Annotated in this window: 17 protein-coding genes; 9 read left to right on the plus strand and 8 right to left on the minus strand. The window is 29.8% G+C overall.

Annotated features, from left to right (window positions below; all coding sequences use genetic code 11):
* Position 1 precedes the first annotated feature (1 nt).
* The 5 genes from FJOH_RS05355 to FJOH_RS05375 all read left to right on the plus strand — a co-directional run bounded on the left by FJOH_RS05355 (position 2) and on the right by FJOH_RS05375 (position 4,746).
* A complete protein-coding gene (locus FJOH_RS05355; protein WP_012023112.1) occupies positions 2 to 340 on the plus strand; it encodes a hypothetical protein in 339 nt (112 codons plus the stop codon).
* Positions 340 to 729 (plus strand): hypothetical protein, encoded by a 390-nt coding sequence (locus tag FJOH_RS05360; protein WP_012023113.1) that lies wholly within the window; start codon positions 340 to 342, stop codon positions 727 to 729. Before FJOH_RS05355 ends, FJOH_RS05360 begins: the two co-directional genes overlap by 1 nt.
* A gap of 119 nt (positions 730 to 848) precedes the next feature.
* On the plus strand, positions 849 to 2,528 hold the full coding sequence (locus tag FJOH_RS05365) for a DUF6909 family protein (RefSeq protein WP_044047529.1): 1,680 nt from the start codon (positions 849 to 851) through the stop codon (positions 2,526 to 2,528).
* A 9-nt stretch (positions 2,529 to 2,537) separates the two neighbouring features.
* The gene (locus FJOH_RS05370; RefSeq protein ID WP_012023115.1) at positions 2,538 to 3,515 is read left to right on the plus strand and encodes a hypothetical protein; all 978 of its coding nucleotides are present in this window, start codon (positions 2,538 to 2,540) and stop codon (positions 3,513 to 3,515) included.
* 34 nt (positions 3,516 to 3,549) lie between these two features.
* Positions 3,550 to 4,746 (plus strand): O-antigen ligase family protein, encoded by a 1,197-nt coding sequence (locus tag FJOH_RS05375; protein ID WP_012023116.1) that lies wholly within the window; start codon positions 3,550 to 3,552, stop codon positions 4,744 to 4,746.
* Here FJOH_RS05375 and FJOH_RS05380 read toward each other — a convergent pair.
* From FJOH_RS05380 to FJOH_RS05395, 4 genes are read right to left on the minus strand one after another with little or no spacing between them, the layout of a single operon-like run.
* Positions 4,684 to 5,901, minus strand: a complete 1,218-nt coding sequence (locus FJOH_RS05380) for an O-antigen ligase family protein (protein WP_044047531.1) — start codon at positions 5,899 to 5,901, stop codon at positions 4,684 to 4,686. The genes FJOH_RS05375 and FJOH_RS05380 overlap by 63 nt on opposite strands.
* Positions 5,898 to 6,800 carry a hypothetical protein gene (locus tag FJOH_RS05385; RefSeq protein ID WP_012023118.1) on the minus strand — a complete coding sequence of 301 codons (903 nt, stop codon included), beginning with the start codon at positions 6,798 to 6,800 and terminating at the stop codon, positions 5,898 to 5,900. The genes FJOH_RS05380 and FJOH_RS05385 overlap by 4 nt, the downstream gene beginning before the upstream one ends.
* On the minus strand, positions 6,793 to 8,031 hold the full coding sequence (locus tag FJOH_RS05390; protein WP_012023119.1) for an oligosaccharide flippase family protein: 1,239 nt from the start codon (positions 8,029 to 8,031) through the stop codon (positions 6,793 to 6,795). Before FJOH_RS05390 ends, FJOH_RS05385 begins: the two co-directional genes overlap by 8 nt.
* 45 nt (positions 8,032 to 8,076) lie before the next feature.
* The gene (locus tag FJOH_RS05395; RefSeq protein ID WP_012023120.1) at positions 8,077 to 8,325 is read right to left on the minus strand and encodes a hypothetical protein; all 249 of its coding nucleotides are present in this window, start codon (positions 8,323 to 8,325) and stop codon (positions 8,077 to 8,079) included.
* 119 nt (positions 8,326 to 8,444) lie between these two features.
* Here FJOH_RS05395 and FJOH_RS05400 point away from each other — a divergent pair, with 119 nt between their 5' ends.
* Genes FJOH_RS05400 through FJOH_RS05410 form a run of 3 tightly spaced genes read left to right on the plus strand, consistent with a single transcriptional unit; the run spans position 8,445 to position 11,697 of the window.
* Positions 8,445 to 9,545: a glycosyltransferase family 4 protein gene (locus tag FJOH_RS05400; protein ID WP_012023121.1), complete on the plus strand. Its 1,101-nt coding sequence runs from the start codon at positions 8,445 to 8,447 to the stop codon at positions 9,543 to 9,545.
* Complete coding sequence (locus FJOH_RS05405) at positions 9,526 to 10,662, plus strand: glycosyltransferase (protein ID WP_012023122.1); 1,137 nt, start codon at positions 9,526 to 9,528, stop codon at positions 10,660 to 10,662. The genes FJOH_RS05400 and FJOH_RS05405 overlap by 20 nt, the downstream gene beginning before the upstream one ends.
* 51 nt (positions 10,663 to 10,713) lie before the next feature.
* The gene (locus FJOH_RS05410) at positions 10,714 to 11,697 is read left to right on the plus strand and encodes a UDP-glucuronic acid decarboxylase family protein (protein WP_012023123.1); all 984 of its coding nucleotides are present in this window, start codon (positions 10,714 to 10,716) and stop codon (positions 11,695 to 11,697) included.
* Positions 11,698 to 11,754: 57 nt separating this feature from the next.
* Here the strand turns inward: FJOH_RS05410 and FJOH_RS05415 are convergent, their stop codons facing one another.
* The 3 genes from FJOH_RS05415 to FJOH_RS05425 are packed head-to-tail and all read right to left on the minus strand — an operon-like array spanning position 11,755 to position 15,351.
* On the minus strand, positions 11,755 to 12,942 hold the full coding sequence (locus FJOH_RS05415; RefSeq protein WP_012023124.1) for a glycosyltransferase family 4 protein: 1,188 nt from the start codon (positions 12,940 to 12,942) through the stop codon (positions 11,755 to 11,757).
* Complete coding sequence (gene wecB / locus FJOH_RS05420) at positions 12,942 to 14,030, minus strand: non-hydrolyzing UDP-N-acetylglucosamine 2-epimerase (RefSeq protein ID WP_012023125.1); 1,089 nt, start codon at positions 14,028 to 14,030, stop codon at positions 12,942 to 12,944. Before wecB ends, FJOH_RS05415 begins: the two co-directional genes overlap by 1 nt.
* Before the next feature lie 10 nt (positions 14,031 to 14,040).
* Positions 14,041 to 15,351 (minus strand): phenylacetate--CoA ligase family protein, encoded by a 1,311-nt coding sequence (locus tag FJOH_RS05425; RefSeq protein ID WP_012023126.1) that lies wholly within the window; start codon positions 15,349 to 15,351, stop codon positions 14,041 to 14,043.
* A 134-nt stretch (positions 15,352 to 15,485) separates the two neighbouring features.
* On the opposite strand from FJOH_RS05425, the gene purD reads away from it, so the two are divergent.
* A complete protein-coding gene (purD, locus tag FJOH_RS05430) occupies positions 15,486 to 16,760 on the plus strand; it encodes a phosphoribosylamine--glycine ligase (RefSeq protein WP_012023127.1) in 1,275 nt (424 codons plus the stop codon).
* A 39-nt stretch (positions 16,761 to 16,799) separates the two neighbouring features.
* Here purD and FJOH_RS05435 read toward each other — a convergent pair whose 3' ends face one another.
* On the minus strand, positions 16,800 to 17,030 hold the full coding sequence (locus tag FJOH_RS05435; RefSeq protein WP_012023128.1) for a DUF6341 family protein: 231 nt from the start codon (positions 17,028 to 17,030) through the stop codon (positions 16,800 to 16,802).
* Between the last annotated feature and the right edge of the window lie 55 nt (positions 17,031 to 17,085).

The following is a 17,085-nucleotide window of genomic DNA, read 5'->3' on the forward strand; positions in this document are numbered from 1 at the left end:
CATGAAATATAAATATCATTTAAGGCCCGGATATAAATCTCAGGATTTGTTAATTGAAATATTTAGTGGAGCAGAAAACGAATATTTTCTTACCGATTTATTAGGTTCAATGGCATCAATAAACCCAAAAATTGATGAAATTAATGATCTTTGGATGAACGATGAAATTTTAATGGAAGTCAGTTCAGACATTGGTTTATTTTCCATTTCAAAAGACATTTGGGATTTTGCTTTTATAACGGCAGATGATAATCAGGAATGTATCATTAAAATAGATTTACTTTTAGATACAAATAAACACTTTCAAAAAGTTGAGGTTGATTTTGAAAAATATAAATAATGGATGTTCATACACCTTACGAACAAATTAAAAATCGAGAATGTGATTTTATAGTTACCTATAGATTTTTTACACCAGACGAAGGAGGTCGAAAAACAGGAAATCCAATGCAAGGGTATCGTTCTGATTTTATGTATTCTGAAGATGAAGAAGCAAAAAAATTATGGATGATTTGGCCTGAATTTTTAGATAATGACAATAATATTATTTTAGATAAATCATTACGAGTTCCAACTTCTGGAAAAGCAAAAATGTGGATATTAAATGAAAGCCTTATTGAACTTCATAAAGAACGAATTAAAATTGGTTTAAAAGGTTTTTTTATGGAAGGACCTCATAAGGCAGCTGAATGCGAAGTTATCGAAGTTGTAAATCCTAATTTAAAATAAATGTTATAATTAAAACACATTTCTAGTTTTCAACAAAAATAATATTAATATTTCCTACTTTCGTTTATCGAAAAGATAGAATGGTCTTCACTATTACGAAGATTTTAAATACATATAGAATGAAAGAAACTAAACATATATCAAGATCAAGAGCTCAGGAATCATCGGCAGCGATTGAAAAAATGTACATTACAATGCGCCATTTATTTAACCGTGGTTTTTATAAACCAATGGGGGTTTCTGGCGACAGCTTACGCGAATCATTATTAGCATTACGTCCTGAAATCTACGGAAATATTGCCGAAGAAAAAGTAGAACTAAACGGACTTTTATACGTTATAGAACGTCTTCCAATAGGAATAGAACAATGCCGATTTATCAATTTAACTTCTGATGAAGGATATTCTAAATCACATTTTCAGCCAATTGTTCCTCCAAAAAGAAGAAGAAACTGTTACAGAATCGACGAAGAACAAATGAATGTCGAAATCACGCGCGGACGTTCAGACATTTATGATATCCTGACGCATTTGACTTTTATTTTCATCGAATCACACAAAATAAAAAACAGAGTTTTAATTGACGATGGCGGAGAAGTTTCGCGTGATTGGTTAAAATTAGAACAAGCTGTAACGCAAACCAAAAAGCTGACACAGATTGAAAAAGAAAAAGCGATTTCGCACGCAGCAAATATTTTAGCCAGAACTTTTGAAGAAGTTTTGGATATCTACGATGCTTTTGGTTCAGAAAGTGCGCCAGATCGTTTTTTGCATGTAATTTATTGGTTAGGAAAATTAGCGATCGAAGAAATTGTTGAAAACAACAAACGCACAATAACTTTTAGTCCCGTTCTACGTGAACGATTAGGACACCATATTCACGGAGAAATCTGGGCTACTAACATTAAGGAAGTTTTAAAGGCAAACAGCCTTTTAAAACGTCCAATTCACGTAATTAGTGCCAATATGCATAGTGTGATGAACTCAATTTTTGCGACACCTTTATTAACATCAAAATTTAAAGGCAAAACAGATTTCTTTATTTATGAGGAATTGAGCAATTCAGGTTCAAAAGAAATAAGATCTCAGGTTGAAGAACTAGCTTTGAAAAATGGAATGATTTCTCTTCCAGACACATCAGGAACTAATATCGACGTCCAGATTTTTGATACTGCCAAAATTGACTGGGCAAAAACTGCATTTTCTCATGCCAATGTAGGCGAAGAAAAACCGGTTATTATTGTAATGGACTATGCTTTTGGTGAGCAGGCTTATGAAACTATAGACGAGCTTTTAAAACCTTATAAAAAAGAAACATTACTAAATGTAAAATCGGTTTCTATAATGGGTAAAGCCGGAATTCTGGAAGGTGGAAAAGGAGATATCATGATTCCATCGGCACATATAAACGAAGGAACGGCAGATAATTATTTCTTTGAAAACGAACTTACAGGCGCAATGTTCGAAGGAAACGATATTGACATTTATGAAGGTGCAATGGTAACGGTTTTAGGAACATCATTACAAAACCGAGATTTATTGAAATTCTTTCACGAGTCGACTTGGGGTGTAATTGGTCTTGAAATGGAAGGATCTTATTACCAAAAAGCAATTCAGTCGGCATCAAAAATTAGAAAAAGCGTTCCTCAAGATATTAAAGTTCGTTATGCTTATTATGCTTCAGATAATCCATTAGAAACCGGAAGTACATTGGCTTCGGGCGGATTAGGAACGACTGGAGTAAAACCAACGTATTTAATTACGATTAAGATTTTAGAACAGATTTTCAACATCAAATAATAATTGTAAATGAGTACAAAAGTACCGCAGGATATCACAGATCAAGAGGTTGATTTGGTTTTGATTTCAAAAAAAATAAGTAACTTTTTTGAAAGAATTAATACTTCTATCTTTAGAAGCATTCAATTCTTTATACGAAATTGGCTGATTGTCTTGATTTTAGTTGTTGTAGGATTTGGAACAGGACTTTTTTTAGATAAGACTCAAAAAACATATAATAATCAAATAATTGTAACACCAAATTTTGGCAGTGTCGATTATTTATACGGTAAGGTTGATTTAATTCAATCGAAAATTATAACTGATGACAAATCATTTTTTAATAAAATTGGATTAACAGAGAATTCAAGAATATCCAATATAAAAATAGAACCAATTGTTGATGTTTTTAAGTTTGTTAATAACAATGAGCAAAATTTAGAGGTTTTAAAGTTAATGACAAACGGAGACTTAAAATCTATAATTAAGGAAACAACCACTACTAAAAATTATCCTTTTTACATTATTACTTTTTCAACCAAATTTCCATTGAAAGATGAAAATACGGTAAAAGCATTATTGAATTATTTTAATACAAGTGATTATTATGCTGAGGTACAAAAAACAACTGTAGATAATATCAAACAAAAGATAAAGGCAAATGATCAAATTCTTTTGCAAATTGATAATATTCTAAACAAATTTTCTAATTCAGAATCGTTGGGTTCAGTAAAAAATGATAAGCTGGTATATTATAATGAAAACATACAGCTTAATGATATACTTAAAACAAAAGAAGGTCTTGTTAGAGAAAATGGAGTCTTAAAAGTAGAGTTAATTACTTCTAATAAAATTATAAAAGAAAGTTCAATCGTTACAAATATTGAAAATTTTGAAACTTTAAAGGGAAAAATGAGGTTTATTTTACCATTTTTGTTTGTATTTGCTTTTATTAGTATAGTATTTTTAAAAAGATTTTATAAAAAACAACAGGCATTACAAGCCTAATTATTATCGTAGGCAGTCATTTCTTATTTTTAAGATGAAAAACATTTTATTACTTAAATTAAATAATGAAAGACTAAGAGAGATTTTATTTTTTTTAGGAGTCTTATTATTGATAATAATTCCAAAAGGAGGATTTAAGATTGCCGGAATTCCTTTGACATGGGGATATTTATATCTGGGTTTTTTATTAATTCTTTCGACAATTATTATAGTCAGCAAATATAAATTCCCGGTTAACAGCCGGCATTTTATGTGCTATGTGGCAACTTTACCATTTGTGGTATATTTTTCACTTCATTTATTAATATTTGGATACGAAGGTTCAACGGGTAATTTTATTGCTTTCTACATCAGCTTTGTTTTCCTGCCTTTTTTATTTTATATTATTTTAGGATATTTTCTAACTAAAATAAATCATGATTATATTGAAAAAATAATAGCTAATGCTGTTTTTCTAATCTCTGTTTATGGTATTTTCTTGTTTTCATACAAACAGATTTATGGTCATTTTTTAGAAATTCCCTATATAACGGTTAATGCTGATGATTTGGGAGAGCTGGCAAGATCTAAATTTAATCAAAGAGGTTCTATTGCTAAATTAATCTCAACGTATAATAATGGAAATATTTTTGGAGTATGTACTTTAATGCTTTTTCCTGTTTTTTATAAAAAAACAACATCAAAAATTAAAATTTTCATTGTTATCCTGGCTTTACTATTAACCTTATCAAGAACAGTTTGGATTGGTTTACTTTTCTTCTTTTTAATTCTTTATAGGAATAAATTATATCAATTAGCTAAAATTTATCTTGCAGGAGCGATTTTACTTTTTGTTATTGGATCAGTTCTTATGACCAGATATTTTCAATATGGTTCCCTGGAAGGATTTATTCTAGACTCAAATCTTGGCGGAAGGATTTTACAAATTAGAAAAGTAAATGATATCACACTTTTTGGAAATGGCCCTTATACGATAATTGATGAAATTGTGTACTTATCTATATTTAGACAATTTGGTATTGTTGGTTTATTTTTATTTTGCGTTTCTTTTTTTGCTCCGGTATATATTTTTTTACAAACTAAAAATAACAACCAGGTTTACTTATTAGGAATATTAACGTATTTATTTGTTTGTTTAAGCGACGGATGTATGCTTTTAATACCTACACTAGTTTTTTTCTATTTCATTTGTACGATGGCCTTCATTCGTCACAACAGAGCCGAGGAATAGAACATCGCAGAGAAGAAAAATGTAAATTCCGTATTGACGAACCAGAATATTTTCGGTCAAAAAAGAAAAAGAAAACAACAGAGAAATCGAAAAATATAAATAATTCCTGCTTTTTAAAGCAAAACGAAGTTTTATAAAAAGAGTGGAAATAAAAGCAATAAAAAGTAAAAAACCGCCTTTCATAAAATAATCAAGGTATTGATTATGAGAATTTAAATTTTCTTTTGATAAGTCATTAAAACCATATTCATCATAACATGAATTAAGTTTTGGCTGTATAGAGCCATTGTCTGTTCCTAAAAAATGAGAATCAGTAATTACTTTTAAAGAACAAAAACAAAGGGTATATCTACTTGAGTTTTCAATTTTATTTTTATTTAAAAACTGAATATCATCTTTGTATCGTTGTGATAAAAAAATCACTCCCATGAATAGAATTATTAATGGAAAAAAAATCATTTTAGTATTTAATTTATCTTTTTTATAAAAGAAAAAATAACAGTTTAATCCAGTCAAAAATAAAGTAGAAAAAAGGATCATTCTGGCATTAACGATTACCAAACTTGCTAATAAAACAATACAAATAACTATTAAAAGTATTTTGAATTTCAAGGCTGTATTTTGAGTTTTAACTAGAAAATTAAAAACAAAAAGAAACGCAATTGCAATCCACAAACTAATATAAGTACCGTGAATATCAATATTATTTTCTAGATTAAAACGAGCAAAATACCAGTTAAAATGATGATTGGGAATATCATTTATATAGAAAATTACAATATATGTGCTGATTAAGGTAATACAAAAGGAATAAACAAGGAGAATCTTTTCTCTTTGCTGTTTAAAAAAAGGAGAGTCGTAAAGAAATGTACTAAACAGCGGTATAATAAATATTAAAAAACTGTTAGCAATAATCTGCAGACTTTTCGAATTATAATAAAAAATATTAAAAGCAAGGAGGACAAAAAATGATAAAAGAAATGGCACTGTTTTAATTGATAAAAAGTGCTTTTTTGAATTGTATTGAAGTAATAGAAAAAGACTTGCAGCAGACATTATAATTGACTGAACAGCCTCAAACATATATAAAGAGGAAGCAAATGCTAAAAGGTATAAAAAATAAACAGCAGTTTTATTTGTTTTAGTTTCTGTCATTTAACTAATCTTTTAAAAGTAGTTTCAATTTTTTTCTGAATCGATATTGGCAGTTTTTCACGCATAAACTGTACTAGATATTTTTTAGTTTTCAACTTAAATAATTGAAAACTGCTAATTTCTATTTTTAGAGAATCTATTTCATCTTCAGCAATAAACTCAAGTGATTTCCATTTTGTTGGATCGTTTTCATGAAAATTAGTAAACTCTTTATAATTATCAATATTTATATTTTTCCAAAATTTATAAAACGCAGCGTTGTCAGAATCGTCCCTGTGAGACCAATTTGTTATTTTGGTATAAATTTCTTCATCGTCTCTTGCCCAGGATTGATGCAGTAAGATAAATTTAGTTATTATTTTTTTTGAGTGCCTTGTGGCTCTCATATACTTGTATTTAGGATAATTAGTTGCCACTTCAATAGCATCTAATGAATCTTTTATGTATAAAAATCCCCCTTCAACTTTTTTAAATAATGTAATCCACTGCACATGAATTTCTACAGGATGTTTTTCGGGATTTTTTAAATAATCTTTTTTTTCTTTTAAAAAGGAAACAAAATTTTTAAAATCATTAAAATATTCATCACTGTCTATTTGAATATGCCATCCGCCATCTCCCATTGCTTTTGCGAGCAAATTGCGTTCTCGTGTATCATTTTCAGAAGGAGAATTTTCAGGAATGTAAAAGGTGTCTTCGTAGATTACAATTTTGTTTAAGGTATCAAATTTTTTTACCCATTCAAAAAAGGATGGATCAATAAACAATGGATTTCCACTCCATGTTAAACGATCTTTATCTACAGCAAGTACGATCAAATCAGAAGCATCGTAAACGAGTGGAATCGATTTGTATAAATATTTGAAATCGTATGAAACAAGAAATCCAACTTTAATCATTTTTTCTAAAGAAATTTAAACTCTTATCGCAAAGTACTTTATAATTTAGAAACAATGTGATAAATAATTCAGTTATAATAAGTGCGGCAATCATTCCTTCGACTTTAAAGAAAAAAGACAATAGAAATGAAAGAGAAACATTAATTACTAAACCAATAAAATAACCGCTAAAGTAAATGTTTTTCTTTTCGTGCATTAACAAAGACATATATGCAGATTGATTAAGAGACGCAATTAAAGGAATAGGCGAAAGCAAAATTAAATACTGACTCGATTCAGTAATATATTCACTGCTTAATACAGAGATAATTTGTTCAGAAAATATAATTAATATCACAGTTCCAATGGAAAAGAGCAGTAAATAAGACTGGAAAATTTGACGCAGCGTTTTGTTTAATTCAGAAATTGAAGCGATACCAATATTACAAATTTTAGGAAAAACGCCTTGAAATAATACTCCAATACAATGTTTACCAAGCATAATAATTTTTTCAGAAACACTGTAGATACCAACAATTTTGGAATCGAAAAAAACACCTAAAATAAGAGTCCCGGAATTTAAGATAGAACAAACAGTCAAATTAGTTAGAAACATTTTAAAACCGCTTTGTAATTCAGCAAAAATATCTTTAAAAGAGGTTTTTGAATAAACAAAGTTTTCTTTTAATAACAAATAAATGTAAGAAACTATAAAAATAAGGCTGTCAAATATGCCAAGTATAAAAAATAAAATTTGAAAAGAATCTTTGTTTTTCACACAAAACAATATAGTTAAAAGACAGCTTATTTTAAATACTGAATTAATTATGCAATACACATTGACTTTGTTTAAACCAATAAAAACCCAATGTGCATTCTGCGTACGCGAGAAAAGCATTAAAAATAAAGAAAGAAAAAATAAAGCATTGCTGCTAATATTACTATAAAGCTGAGCGAGTAAAAACAATAATAAAAAAGAAGGAATAGTTAATAAAAACTTAGTATTTATTACTGTTGAAATGTATTTGCTGATTGCATCAATATCAGAATTTAATCGACCAATTTTAATTGGACCTAAAGCATTCCAGGAATAATCATTAATAACTGAAATGTAATTAATTAAAGACAAAGAAATAGCAATAAGACCATAATTAGTAATTCCAAATACATGAATGTAAAATGGAATTAGAATTAATGGAAATAGAAAATTTATAAAATTAATGCTAAAACTATAAAAGATGTTTTTAATCACAATTCTAGAAAATAAAGGCTCCAAAACATTTGAAGCCTGCCATTATTAAAGTGATTTGTCAATAGAATCATCTGGATTTCCTTGAGGAGCCCATGAACCTGATTTATCATTTCGCATGGTAACTGTTCCGGTTTCGGTATCTAATACAAACAAGCAGACCTCTCCAGTATCAGCTCTTTGAATAACAGTCATTTGATATTTACCTATTTGAGTTTTTTCCTCTTCTTTTTTTTGAGGTTGCTGACAAGAAATAATTAATAAAGATACACTGATTAAAAAGGCTGTTTTTTTCATTTGGTTTTTTTTTCAAAAGTAATTTTTTTTATTAAAGGTGAATGTGTTTTAAACAAAAAATAAACATCATTAAATTTTTAAAACTTACTTTTGAAAAGGATTATAACCAATTAATATAAATGAAATTAGTAATTGATGTTCGTTTTATAAATGCTTCGGGAATTGGTACTTACATAAAAAATGTGTTGCCGGGTATAATTTCAGAATTTAATGCAGTTACAGTTCTTGGAAACAAAAATGAAATCATGCAATTTGATTGGAGTAATAAAGTTGAGGTTATAGAGTTCAATTGTAAAATGTATTCTCTAAAAGAACAATTTTATTATGCTTTTAAAATACCAAAATGTGATGTGTTTTGGTCTCCACATTTTAATTTTCCTATTTTTCCTATTCGTGCAAAGAAAAAAGTTGTAACAATTCATGACGTAAATCATCTTACCGGGATTTCTCCAATTTCTTTCCTTAAAAAAAAGTATAGTTCTATTTTATATGATAATGCAGTAAAAAAAGCAGATTTAATTTTTACTGTTTCAGAATTTTCAAAAAGTGAGATTCTAAAATATACCAACACCGAATCTGAAAAAATTAAAGTAGTTTATTGTGGAGTAGATGCGCCATTTTTTGAAGATTTTAAAGAGAATAGTTTAAGACTTCCAAACGATTTTATTTTATATATAGGAAATGTCAAACCTCATAAAAATTTAATTGTTTTATTAAAAGCTTATAATGCTTTATCAAATCAATTAAAAGAAGAATATAAACTTTTAATTGTAGGTAAAAAAGATGGATTTATTACGGAAGATAATCAGATAAATGAATTCATAAAATCGAACCAATTAGAAAGAAATGTTATTTTTACAGGACATGTAACTGATTTAGATTTGCCTTTATATTATCAAAATGCATCGTTATTTGTATTTCCATCTCTTTACGAAGGTTTTGGATTACCAGTTTTAGAAGCATTGGCAGCAAAAACAATGGTGATTAGTTCTAACGCTTCAAGTCTGCCGGAAATAGGAGGAGAAGCTGTTATTTATTTTGATCCAAAAAATGATATAGAGTTGTCTCAAAAAATAAAAGACTGTTTAGAAAATAAAGTAAGCATTGAAATAGAAAAAAGGGCAGTACAATTAGATAAATTTACTTGGAAAAAATCTATTAAAAATCATTTGGAAGCATTTAGAAATATTTTACAAAATAATGAAAAAAGCACTAATTAGCGATTGGTATTATGTGAATGGAGGTGCTGAAAAAGTAATTCATTCTATAAACTCAATCTGGGATGATTTTGACCATTTTGCATTAATTGACTTTTTGAATGATGAAGACCGAAAGTTTATTTTAAATGGAAAAAAAGCCAAAACTAGTTTCATCCAGAAATTACCAACAGTAAAAAAAAATCACCGCAAATTTTTACAGTTATTTCCAATTGCTGTAGAACAGTTTGATTTAAGAGACTATAACTTAATAATCAGTTCTTCTTCAGCTGTGGCAAAAGGAATTAAGACAAACAAAAATCAATTGCATATTTGTTATTGTCATTCTCCAATGCGTTACGCCTGGGATTTGAGAGAGCAATATTTAAAAGATGCCGGATTAAACAAAGGTTTAAAAGGTTTATATGCAAAATCAGTATTAGATAAAATCCAGAAATGGGATCTTTCAAATTCAGATAATGTTGATTTTTTTATTGCTAATTCAAAGCATATTGCTGAGCGAATTAAAAAGATTTATAACAGAGAGTCCACCGTAATTTATCCGCCAGTTGATGTTGATTTTTTTAGTTTAGAAGAAATAAAAGAAGACTATTATTTTACAGCTTCACGACTTGTTCCGTATAAAAAAACACAATTGATAGTAGAAGCTTTCAACGAATTACCACATTTAAAATTGATTGTTGCTGGTGACGGACCAGAATTAGAAAAACTTCAAAAAACAGCCAAAAACAACATAGAGTTTGTAGGATATATTGAAAATAAAAAGCTGAGAAGCTTAATGCAGAAAGCGAAAGCATTTGTTTTTGCTGCTGAGGAAGATTTTGGAATTATTCCTGTTGAAGCACAAGCATGCGGAACGCCTGTTATTGCTTTAGCAAAAGGAGGAACACTTGAAACAGTTATAGAAAACAAAACCGGAATTTTCTTTGTAGAGCAATCTGCAGAAAAAATCAAAGAAGCAGTACTTAATTTTGAAACAAAAAATTTCGACCCTCAAATTATACGCGAACATGCTGTTACATTTTCAAAGCAACGATTTGAAAAAGAGATAAAAGAATTTGTTGGAACAAAATATAAAGAACATCAACAGTTGTTGAATAAAGATAATTTGAAATTATAACCGAAAAATAATTTTCAAATCAGTTACATTTGCGATGTATAAACAATTATCATGAAAAGAATACTTATTACTGGAGCGGCAGGATTTTTAGGATCGCATTTATGTGACAGATTTATCAAAGAAGGATATTTTGTTATTGGGATGGATAACCTGATTACAGGTGACCTTAAAAATATTGAGCATTTATTCAAATTAGAAAATTTTGAATTTTATCATCATGATATCACCAAGTTCGTTCATATTCCTGGCGATCTTGATTATATATTGCATTTTGCTTCACCGGCGAGTCCTATTGATTATTTAAAAATTCCAATTCAGACACTTAAGGTTGGATCTCTGGGAACGCATAATTTATTAGGATTGGCAAGAGTAAAAAAAGCTAGAATCTTGATTGCTTCAACTTCAGAAGTTTATGGAGATCCGTTGGTGCATCCACAGACAGAAGAATATTATGGAAACGTAAATACAATTGGTCCTCGCGGTGTTTATGACGAAGCAAAACGTTTTCAGGAATCAATTACTATGGCATACCATACTTTTCATGGTGTAGAGACCAGAATAGTGCGTATTTTTAATACTTACGGACCAAGAATGCGATTAAACGACGGACGCGTAATTCCTGCTTTTATTGGGCAAGCGTTACGAGGCGAAGATTTAACGATTTTTGGCGATGGAATGCAGACACGTTCTTTTTGCTATGTAGACGATCAGGTTGAAGGTATTTACAGATTACTACATTCAGATTATGTTTATCCGGTAAACATTGGAAATCCGGACGAAATCACAATCAAAGATTTTGCAGAAGAAATTATTAAATTGACTGGAACAAATCAAAAGGTAGTATATCATCCGCTGCCAATAAACGATCCATTACAGCGTCAGCCCGATACCACAAAAGCAAAGGAATTATTAGGCTGGGAAGCAAAAGTAAGCCGTGCCGAAGGAATGAAAATTACCTATGAGTATTTTAAATCACTTTCTCCGGAAGAACTGGCAAAAGAAGAACATAAAGATTTTTCGAGTTACATTAAATAATAAAAAAGGGAAAATATTTCTATAATATTCTCCCTTTTTCTTTTTTATTCAATTTTATTAAAAGGCATTATTTTCAATTAATTTCTTCATTTGTTCATCAAGATTGAAATGAGATTTTGCATGAAGGAAAATTGTCTTTTTCATAATTTGAATTTCTTCTTTACCAAATTCTGAAATTTGCTTTAATGTGTCGTTTAAGTTTTTAAAATCTTCAACAGGAACAACCCATCCCAAATTATTTTCTTCAACAATATTTTCTCCTTCACCGCCTCCAAAATAAAGAACCGGGAAACCTAAGGCGCTGTATTCGAATATTTTTGAAGGTACAGATCCATAAATTCTTGTTTTTAGCGGGACTAATGCAATATCTAAATTTTGTAAAGTTTTATGCAAAACATTTCGTTCTAACATTCCATGAAAGATAATTTTCTCAGTCTGGTTTTTTTCTAAAAAATTTAGAATTTGATTTTTTTCGGCACCATCCCCAAAAATATGAAGTTCAATGTTTAGATTTTTCAAATCCAATTCCTGAATAAGTTCAAAAACACCTTGTGCAACTCCCAGTAAGCCGGCATAAAATAGTTTTATTGGTTCACTCAAATTCTGTTTTTCTTCTAATCTGTTTTCAATAAAATGATCAGGATAATTGCGGTATAAAAAACATTTTTTTTCTGGAAATATTGAATGGATATGATCTATAATTTCATTAGACTGCCCGAAAATATGGTTTGCTTTTCTGTAAATAAAGCGTTCAATAAAGAGCAGGAATTTATGTGAAATGCTGTTTTTCTTTAAAACACCAAGTTCAATAGCAGCTGTGGGCCAAAGATCAGAAACATTCAAAATTATTTTTTTTCTTCTAAGCCAAAGAGCCAAAACCGCAGTAAAAGACAATAATAAGGGTGGAGATTGTACAATTACTTTCTTTGGTATTTTAGAAAACAATAAATAAAAAAATAAAGTTGTAGAAAACGATAATGTAGAAACAATTCTTTTAAAAATATTAGAACTGTTACTCGGATAAATCCAAAGACGTTTTAAAGTTATATTCTGAATTTTTTCGGTAACTGAAAATCGGTTTTTATATTCTGGAAAAAGTTCGCCCTTAGGATAATTTGGAAGAGGAGAAATCACAGAAACGTTATACCCGTTTTGATCCAGTTTTAAAGCGAGCTGTTCAATTCTGTTTGCAGCAGCTCCTTTTTCCGGCGGATAATAATTGGATATAATAAGAATGTCTTTCATTATTTTTTATCCAATAAAATAGAAATAATTCTTTCAGATGCCTTTCCGTCCCATAAATCTGGAATACCGCACTTTTTAGCACCGTTTTGTAAAAAACTGCCAAAAACTTTTTTCAGATTTTCTAAAGAAGTCCCTACAATTGTATTAGAACCAATAGTTTCTGTTTCAGGTCTTTCGGTATTATCCCGCATTGTAAAACATGGAATTCCAAGAACAGTTGTTTCTTCAGAAATACCGCCGCTATCTGTAATGACAGCAAAACTATTTTTAATTAAATACATAAAATTCAGATAACCTTGAGGTAAAACAAAAATAATATTTCTAAAATCAGTTTTACTTTCTTTTAAAATAGCCTGAGTTCTTGGATGAATAGGAAAGATTATCTTCTTATCATTTGCCAAAAGATCGATTCCCTCCAATAATTTAATAAGCGATGAAACTTCATCAACATTTGCTGGGCGGTGCAAAGTTAGAACGATATATTTTTTTTCGCTTAATTTATGTTCGTTCCAAAAATCTGGAGCCGAAATTCTATTAATATTTTGATATAAAGTGTCGATCATAACATTTCCCACAAAGTGAATATTGTTAGGATCTGAACCTAATTTTAATAAATTTTCTGATGCTGAAGTTGAGGTTGTAAAAAAGTAATCGGTAATACTGTCTGTGAGCATTCGGTTGATTTCTTCAGGCATAGTTAAATCTCCAGAACGGATTCCGGCTTCTACATGTGCCACTTTTGTATTACATTTTTTGGCAACAATAGAACAAGCCATTGTCGAATTTACATCGCCAACAACTAAAACCAAATCACAAGGGTTTTGAATTAACTCTTTTTCAAAGGCAATCATAATTGCTGCTGTTTGTTCTGCTTGAGAACCGCTTTTAACTTCTAAATTGATATCGGGCTGAGGAATGTTTAGTTCTTCAAAAAAAGTATCACTTAAATTTTTATCATAATGCTGGCCAGTATGTACTAAACGAAATGAAATATCAAATCCTTCATTTTGTTTTTGCTTTATAGCATTTATTATGGGAGCTATTTTGATAAAGTTAGGTCTTGCACCTGCAATTATGGTAATTTTCATTTTTTTAGTTTTACAGCAATGATGAAAACTGTTTTAGTTTTCCACTTTTGTTTCGATCTATTTTTATTTTTTTAGAAAAGATAAAATTTAAATTAGGTTCCAGATACAAATCAATTGCATCTTTTATTTTTTCAATCTGCGCCGAAATTAACTCTTTTTCAGCAATATATTCTATTTCAAAAGTATCTAATTTGGTTTGTTTAATGATAAATTCTTTTACATTTCCATCATCTTCAATTATGCTTTTGGTTACATAATAAAAGGTCAAACCAGGCGATTTTTTACCGCTTGGTAAAATCGCAACGTCGTTTGTTCTTCCAATAAGTTTTTTTAGAATTGGTTTTTGCGGAGTGCTTTTTTCGTCGAGAATTCCAATATCGCCAATTTCATATCGAATAAAAGGATTTGCTTTATTAAAAAGAGAAGTAATTACAATTTTTCCTTCTGTACCGTTTGGAACAGGATTATTGTTTTCATCTAAAATTTCAACAAACAAAGTTTCTGCATTTACCTGCCATTCGCCTTGAGGGTTTTCAAAAGCAATCAAATCTAGTTCAGATGCGCCGTATTCGCTGATAATTGGAATTCCGAATTGTTTTTCCAGCAATTTTTTATCCATTTCAAAAAGCATTTCCGAAGTAACAAAACAAGCTTTTATGGTTGGGCAAATTTCATTTAAAATAATGTTTTTTTGTTCTAAAAATTTAGCAAACAAAACAATAGAACTGGTATATCCGTTGAGGTAATCGAATTTTTTTGTTTTGAATTTCTGTAGAAATTTCTCCAAAACTTCATTAGATAAATCAAAAACCGGAAAACGATAACGATGTGTTAAGAAATCCTTGAAACGTTCTTTTTGATATCCAATAAAATCCATTGGAATTCCATAAAAACGTGCCTGGTACGAATGATTAAAATTAATTCCAAACCAGCCAAAACGCATAATATTAGATGCCCAGGTTAAAGCATGCGAATATTTGTCTTTGGCAAAAACAAAAGGAGTTCCGCTTGATCCGGATGTTTTGTTGAGGTAAACATTTTTTTTAGAATAACCTTTTGAAAGTCTTTCTTCCAGTGGTTTTTGTAAATTTTGTTTATTTAAAACAGGAAGATTTTCCCAATTTTGAGCCGTTGCATTTCCTGCTAATCCTTTGTAAAAAGGATTGTTTTTGAGATGAAAATCAACAATTTCTGTTTTCTTGCTTTCAAGAAATGAAGCAAATTCTTTTTCAGAAAAACGAACAATTTTATCCAATTCGGTTTTAGCCTTCTTTATAGGAAAACCATTTAATTGAAGAGAAATATCAAAAAGGAGGATCATTTTCAGAAAAATTTTCGTCAAAAATAATGTTTACGAATTACTAACAGTGCAGAACCAACAACTTTTTAAAGATTTAATTATTTTTTACGTACAAAAGCAAGTATTTTTGCACCACAACTAAATACAACAACACCATGACAATTTTACTATTGGGATCAGGCGGAAGAGAGCATGCATTTGCATGGAAAATGACTCAAAGTCCGCTTTGCGAAAAACTTTTTGTAGTACCGGGAAATGCAGGAACTGCTGCAATTGCTGAAAACGTTGCAATATCTCCAACTGATTTTGAAGCAGTAAAAGCATTAGTGCTTAAAGAAAATATAAGTTTAGTAGTCGTAGGCCCAGAAGATCCGTTGGTAAAAGGAGTTTACGATTATTTTAAAAACGACGATAGTTTAAAACATATTCCGGTTATTGGGCCATCAAAACTTGGGGCGCAGTTAGAAGGAAGTAAAGAATTTGCAAAAGAATTCTTGATGAAACATAATATCCCAACTGCAGCTTATGACAGTTTTACTGCCGAAACTGTTGAAGAAGGATGTAAGTTTCTGGAAACTTTGCAGCCTCCTTACGTTTTAAAAGCCGACGGTTTAGCGGCTGGAAAAGGAGTTTTGATTATTCAGGATCTTGAAGAAGCAAAAACAGAATTACGCAACATGCTGGTTCACGCTAAATTTGGAACAGCAAGTTCAAAAGTAGTTATTGAAGAATTCTTAGATGGAATCGAATTAAGCTGTTTCGTTTTAACAGATGGAAAAAGCTATAAAATTCTTCCAACTGCAAAAGATTATAAAAGAATTGGTGAAGGAGACACAGGTTTAAATACAGGCGGAATGGGAGCAGTTTCTCCAGTTCCTTATGTGGATGCTGTTTTGATGGAAAAAATTGAAACACGTATCGTAAAACCAACAATCGAAGGTTTTCAAAAAGATGGAATCGAATACAAAGGATTTGTATTTATTGGTCTTATCAATGTAAAAGGAGAACCAATCGTTATTGAATACAATGTAAGAATGGGAGATCCTGAAACTGAAGTTGTGGTTCCAAGATTAAAATCTGACTTGGTTGAATTGTTTTTGTCTGTTGCAGATCAAAAATTAGGAGACTTTAATTTAGAAGTTGATCCAAGAAGCGCAACAACTGTAATGGTAGTTTCTGGCGGATATCCTGAAGATTTTGAAAAAGGAAAAGTAATTTCTGGATTAGAAAATATTACAGATTCGATAGTTTTTCACGCAGGAACAAAATTAGATGGCAAAAATGTCGTTACTAATGGAGGGCGTGTAATTGCTGTAACCTCTTATGGAGATAATTTCCAGGAGGCCATAAAAAAATCTTACCAAAACATAGATAAACTAAGCTTTGATAAGATGTATTTTAGAAAAGATATCGGCTTCGATCTAATTTAAAAAATATTTGAACCAGCCCTTTTAATTAAGGGTTTGGTTTTATTTTAAAAATGAATGAGCTGTTGTATCTTGGTTTTCTGTTCCGGCATCATCAAAAATGCGTAATTGTTTAATCCAATAAACGATTGCACATGCACAGATGATCATGAAAATCCAGTTAATAGTATTTGCGCCAAACCATGTAACTAATTCCAAACGACGTAAAAAGTCAAGCGGAGCAAACAAAATGTTAACGAATAAGTATTGAATTCCTTCAAAAAAAGCTTTCATAATTTTATTAAATTATAGATTATTATTGTTTTAACGCATTGAAGTAAAATTCAAA

The organism is Flavobacterium johnsoniae UW101, from assembly GCF_000016645.1.
GTDB classification, from domain to species: domain Bacteria; phylum Bacteroidota; class Bacteroidia; order Flavobacteriales; family Flavobacteriaceae; genus Flavobacterium; species Flavobacterium johnsoniae.

Excerpts from the sequence above, each read along its gene's own strand:
- FJOH_RS05415 (WP_012023124.1), bottom strand. The coding sequence starts at position 12,942 with ATGAAAGACATTCTTATTATATCCAATTATTATCCGCCGGAAAAAGGA.
- wecB (WP_012023125.1), bottom strand. The coding sequence starts at position 14,030 with ATGAAAATTACCATAATTGCAGGTGCAAGACCTAACTTTATCAAAATA.
- FJOH_RS05380 (WP_044047531.1), bottom strand. The coding sequence starts at position 5,901 with ATGACAGAAACTAAAACAAATAAAACTGCTGTTTATTTTTTATACCTT.
- FJOH_RS05370 (WP_012023115.1), top strand. The coding sequence starts at position 2,538 with ATGAGTACAAAAGTACCGCAGGATATCACAGATCAAGAGGTTGATTTG.
- FJOH_RS05435 (WP_012023128.1), bottom strand. The coding sequence starts at position 17,030 with ATGAAAGCTTTTTTTGAAGGAATTCAATACTTATTCGTTAACATTTTG.
- FJOH_RS05410 (WP_012023123.1), top strand. The coding sequence starts at position 10,714 with ATGAAAAGAATACTTATTACTGGAGCGGCAGGATTTTTAGGATCGCAT.
- FJOH_RS05365 (WP_044047529.1), top strand. The coding sequence starts at position 849 with ATGAAAGAAACTAAACATATATCAAGATCAAGAGCTCAGGAATCATCG.
- FJOH_RS05385 (WP_012023118.1), bottom strand. The coding sequence starts at position 6,800 with ATGATTAAAGTTGGATTTCTTGTTTCATACGATTTCAAATATTTATAC.
- FJOH_RS05405 (WP_012023122.1), top strand. The coding sequence starts at position 9,526 with ATGAAAAAAGCACTAATTAGCGATTGGTATTATGTGAATGGAGGTGCT.
- FJOH_RS05360 (WP_012023113.1), top strand. The coding sequence starts at position 340 with ATGGATGTTCATACACCTTACGAACAAATTAAAAATCGAGAATGTGAT.
- FJOH_RS05375 (WP_012023116.1), top strand. The coding sequence starts at position 3,550 with ATGAAAAACATTTTATTACTTAAATTAAATAATGAAAGACTAAGAGAG.
- FJOH_RS05355 (WP_012023112.1), top strand. The coding sequence starts at position 2 with ATGAAATATAAATATCATTTAAGGCCCGGATATAAATCTCAGGATTTG.
- FJOH_RS05395 (WP_012023120.1), bottom strand. The coding sequence starts at position 8,325 with ATGAAAAAAACAGCCTTTTTAATCAGTGTATCTTTATTAATTATTTCT.
- FJOH_RS05400 (WP_012023121.1), top strand. The coding sequence starts at position 8,445 with ATGAAATTAGTAATTGATGTTCGTTTTATAAATGCTTCGGGAATTGGT.
- purD (WP_012023127.1), top strand. The coding sequence starts at position 15,486 with ATGACAATTTTACTATTGGGATCAGGCGGAAGAGAGCATGCATTTGCA.
- FJOH_RS05425 (WP_012023126.1), bottom strand. The coding sequence starts at position 15,351 with ATGATCCTCCTTTTTGATATTTCTCTTCAATTAAATGGTTTTCCTATA.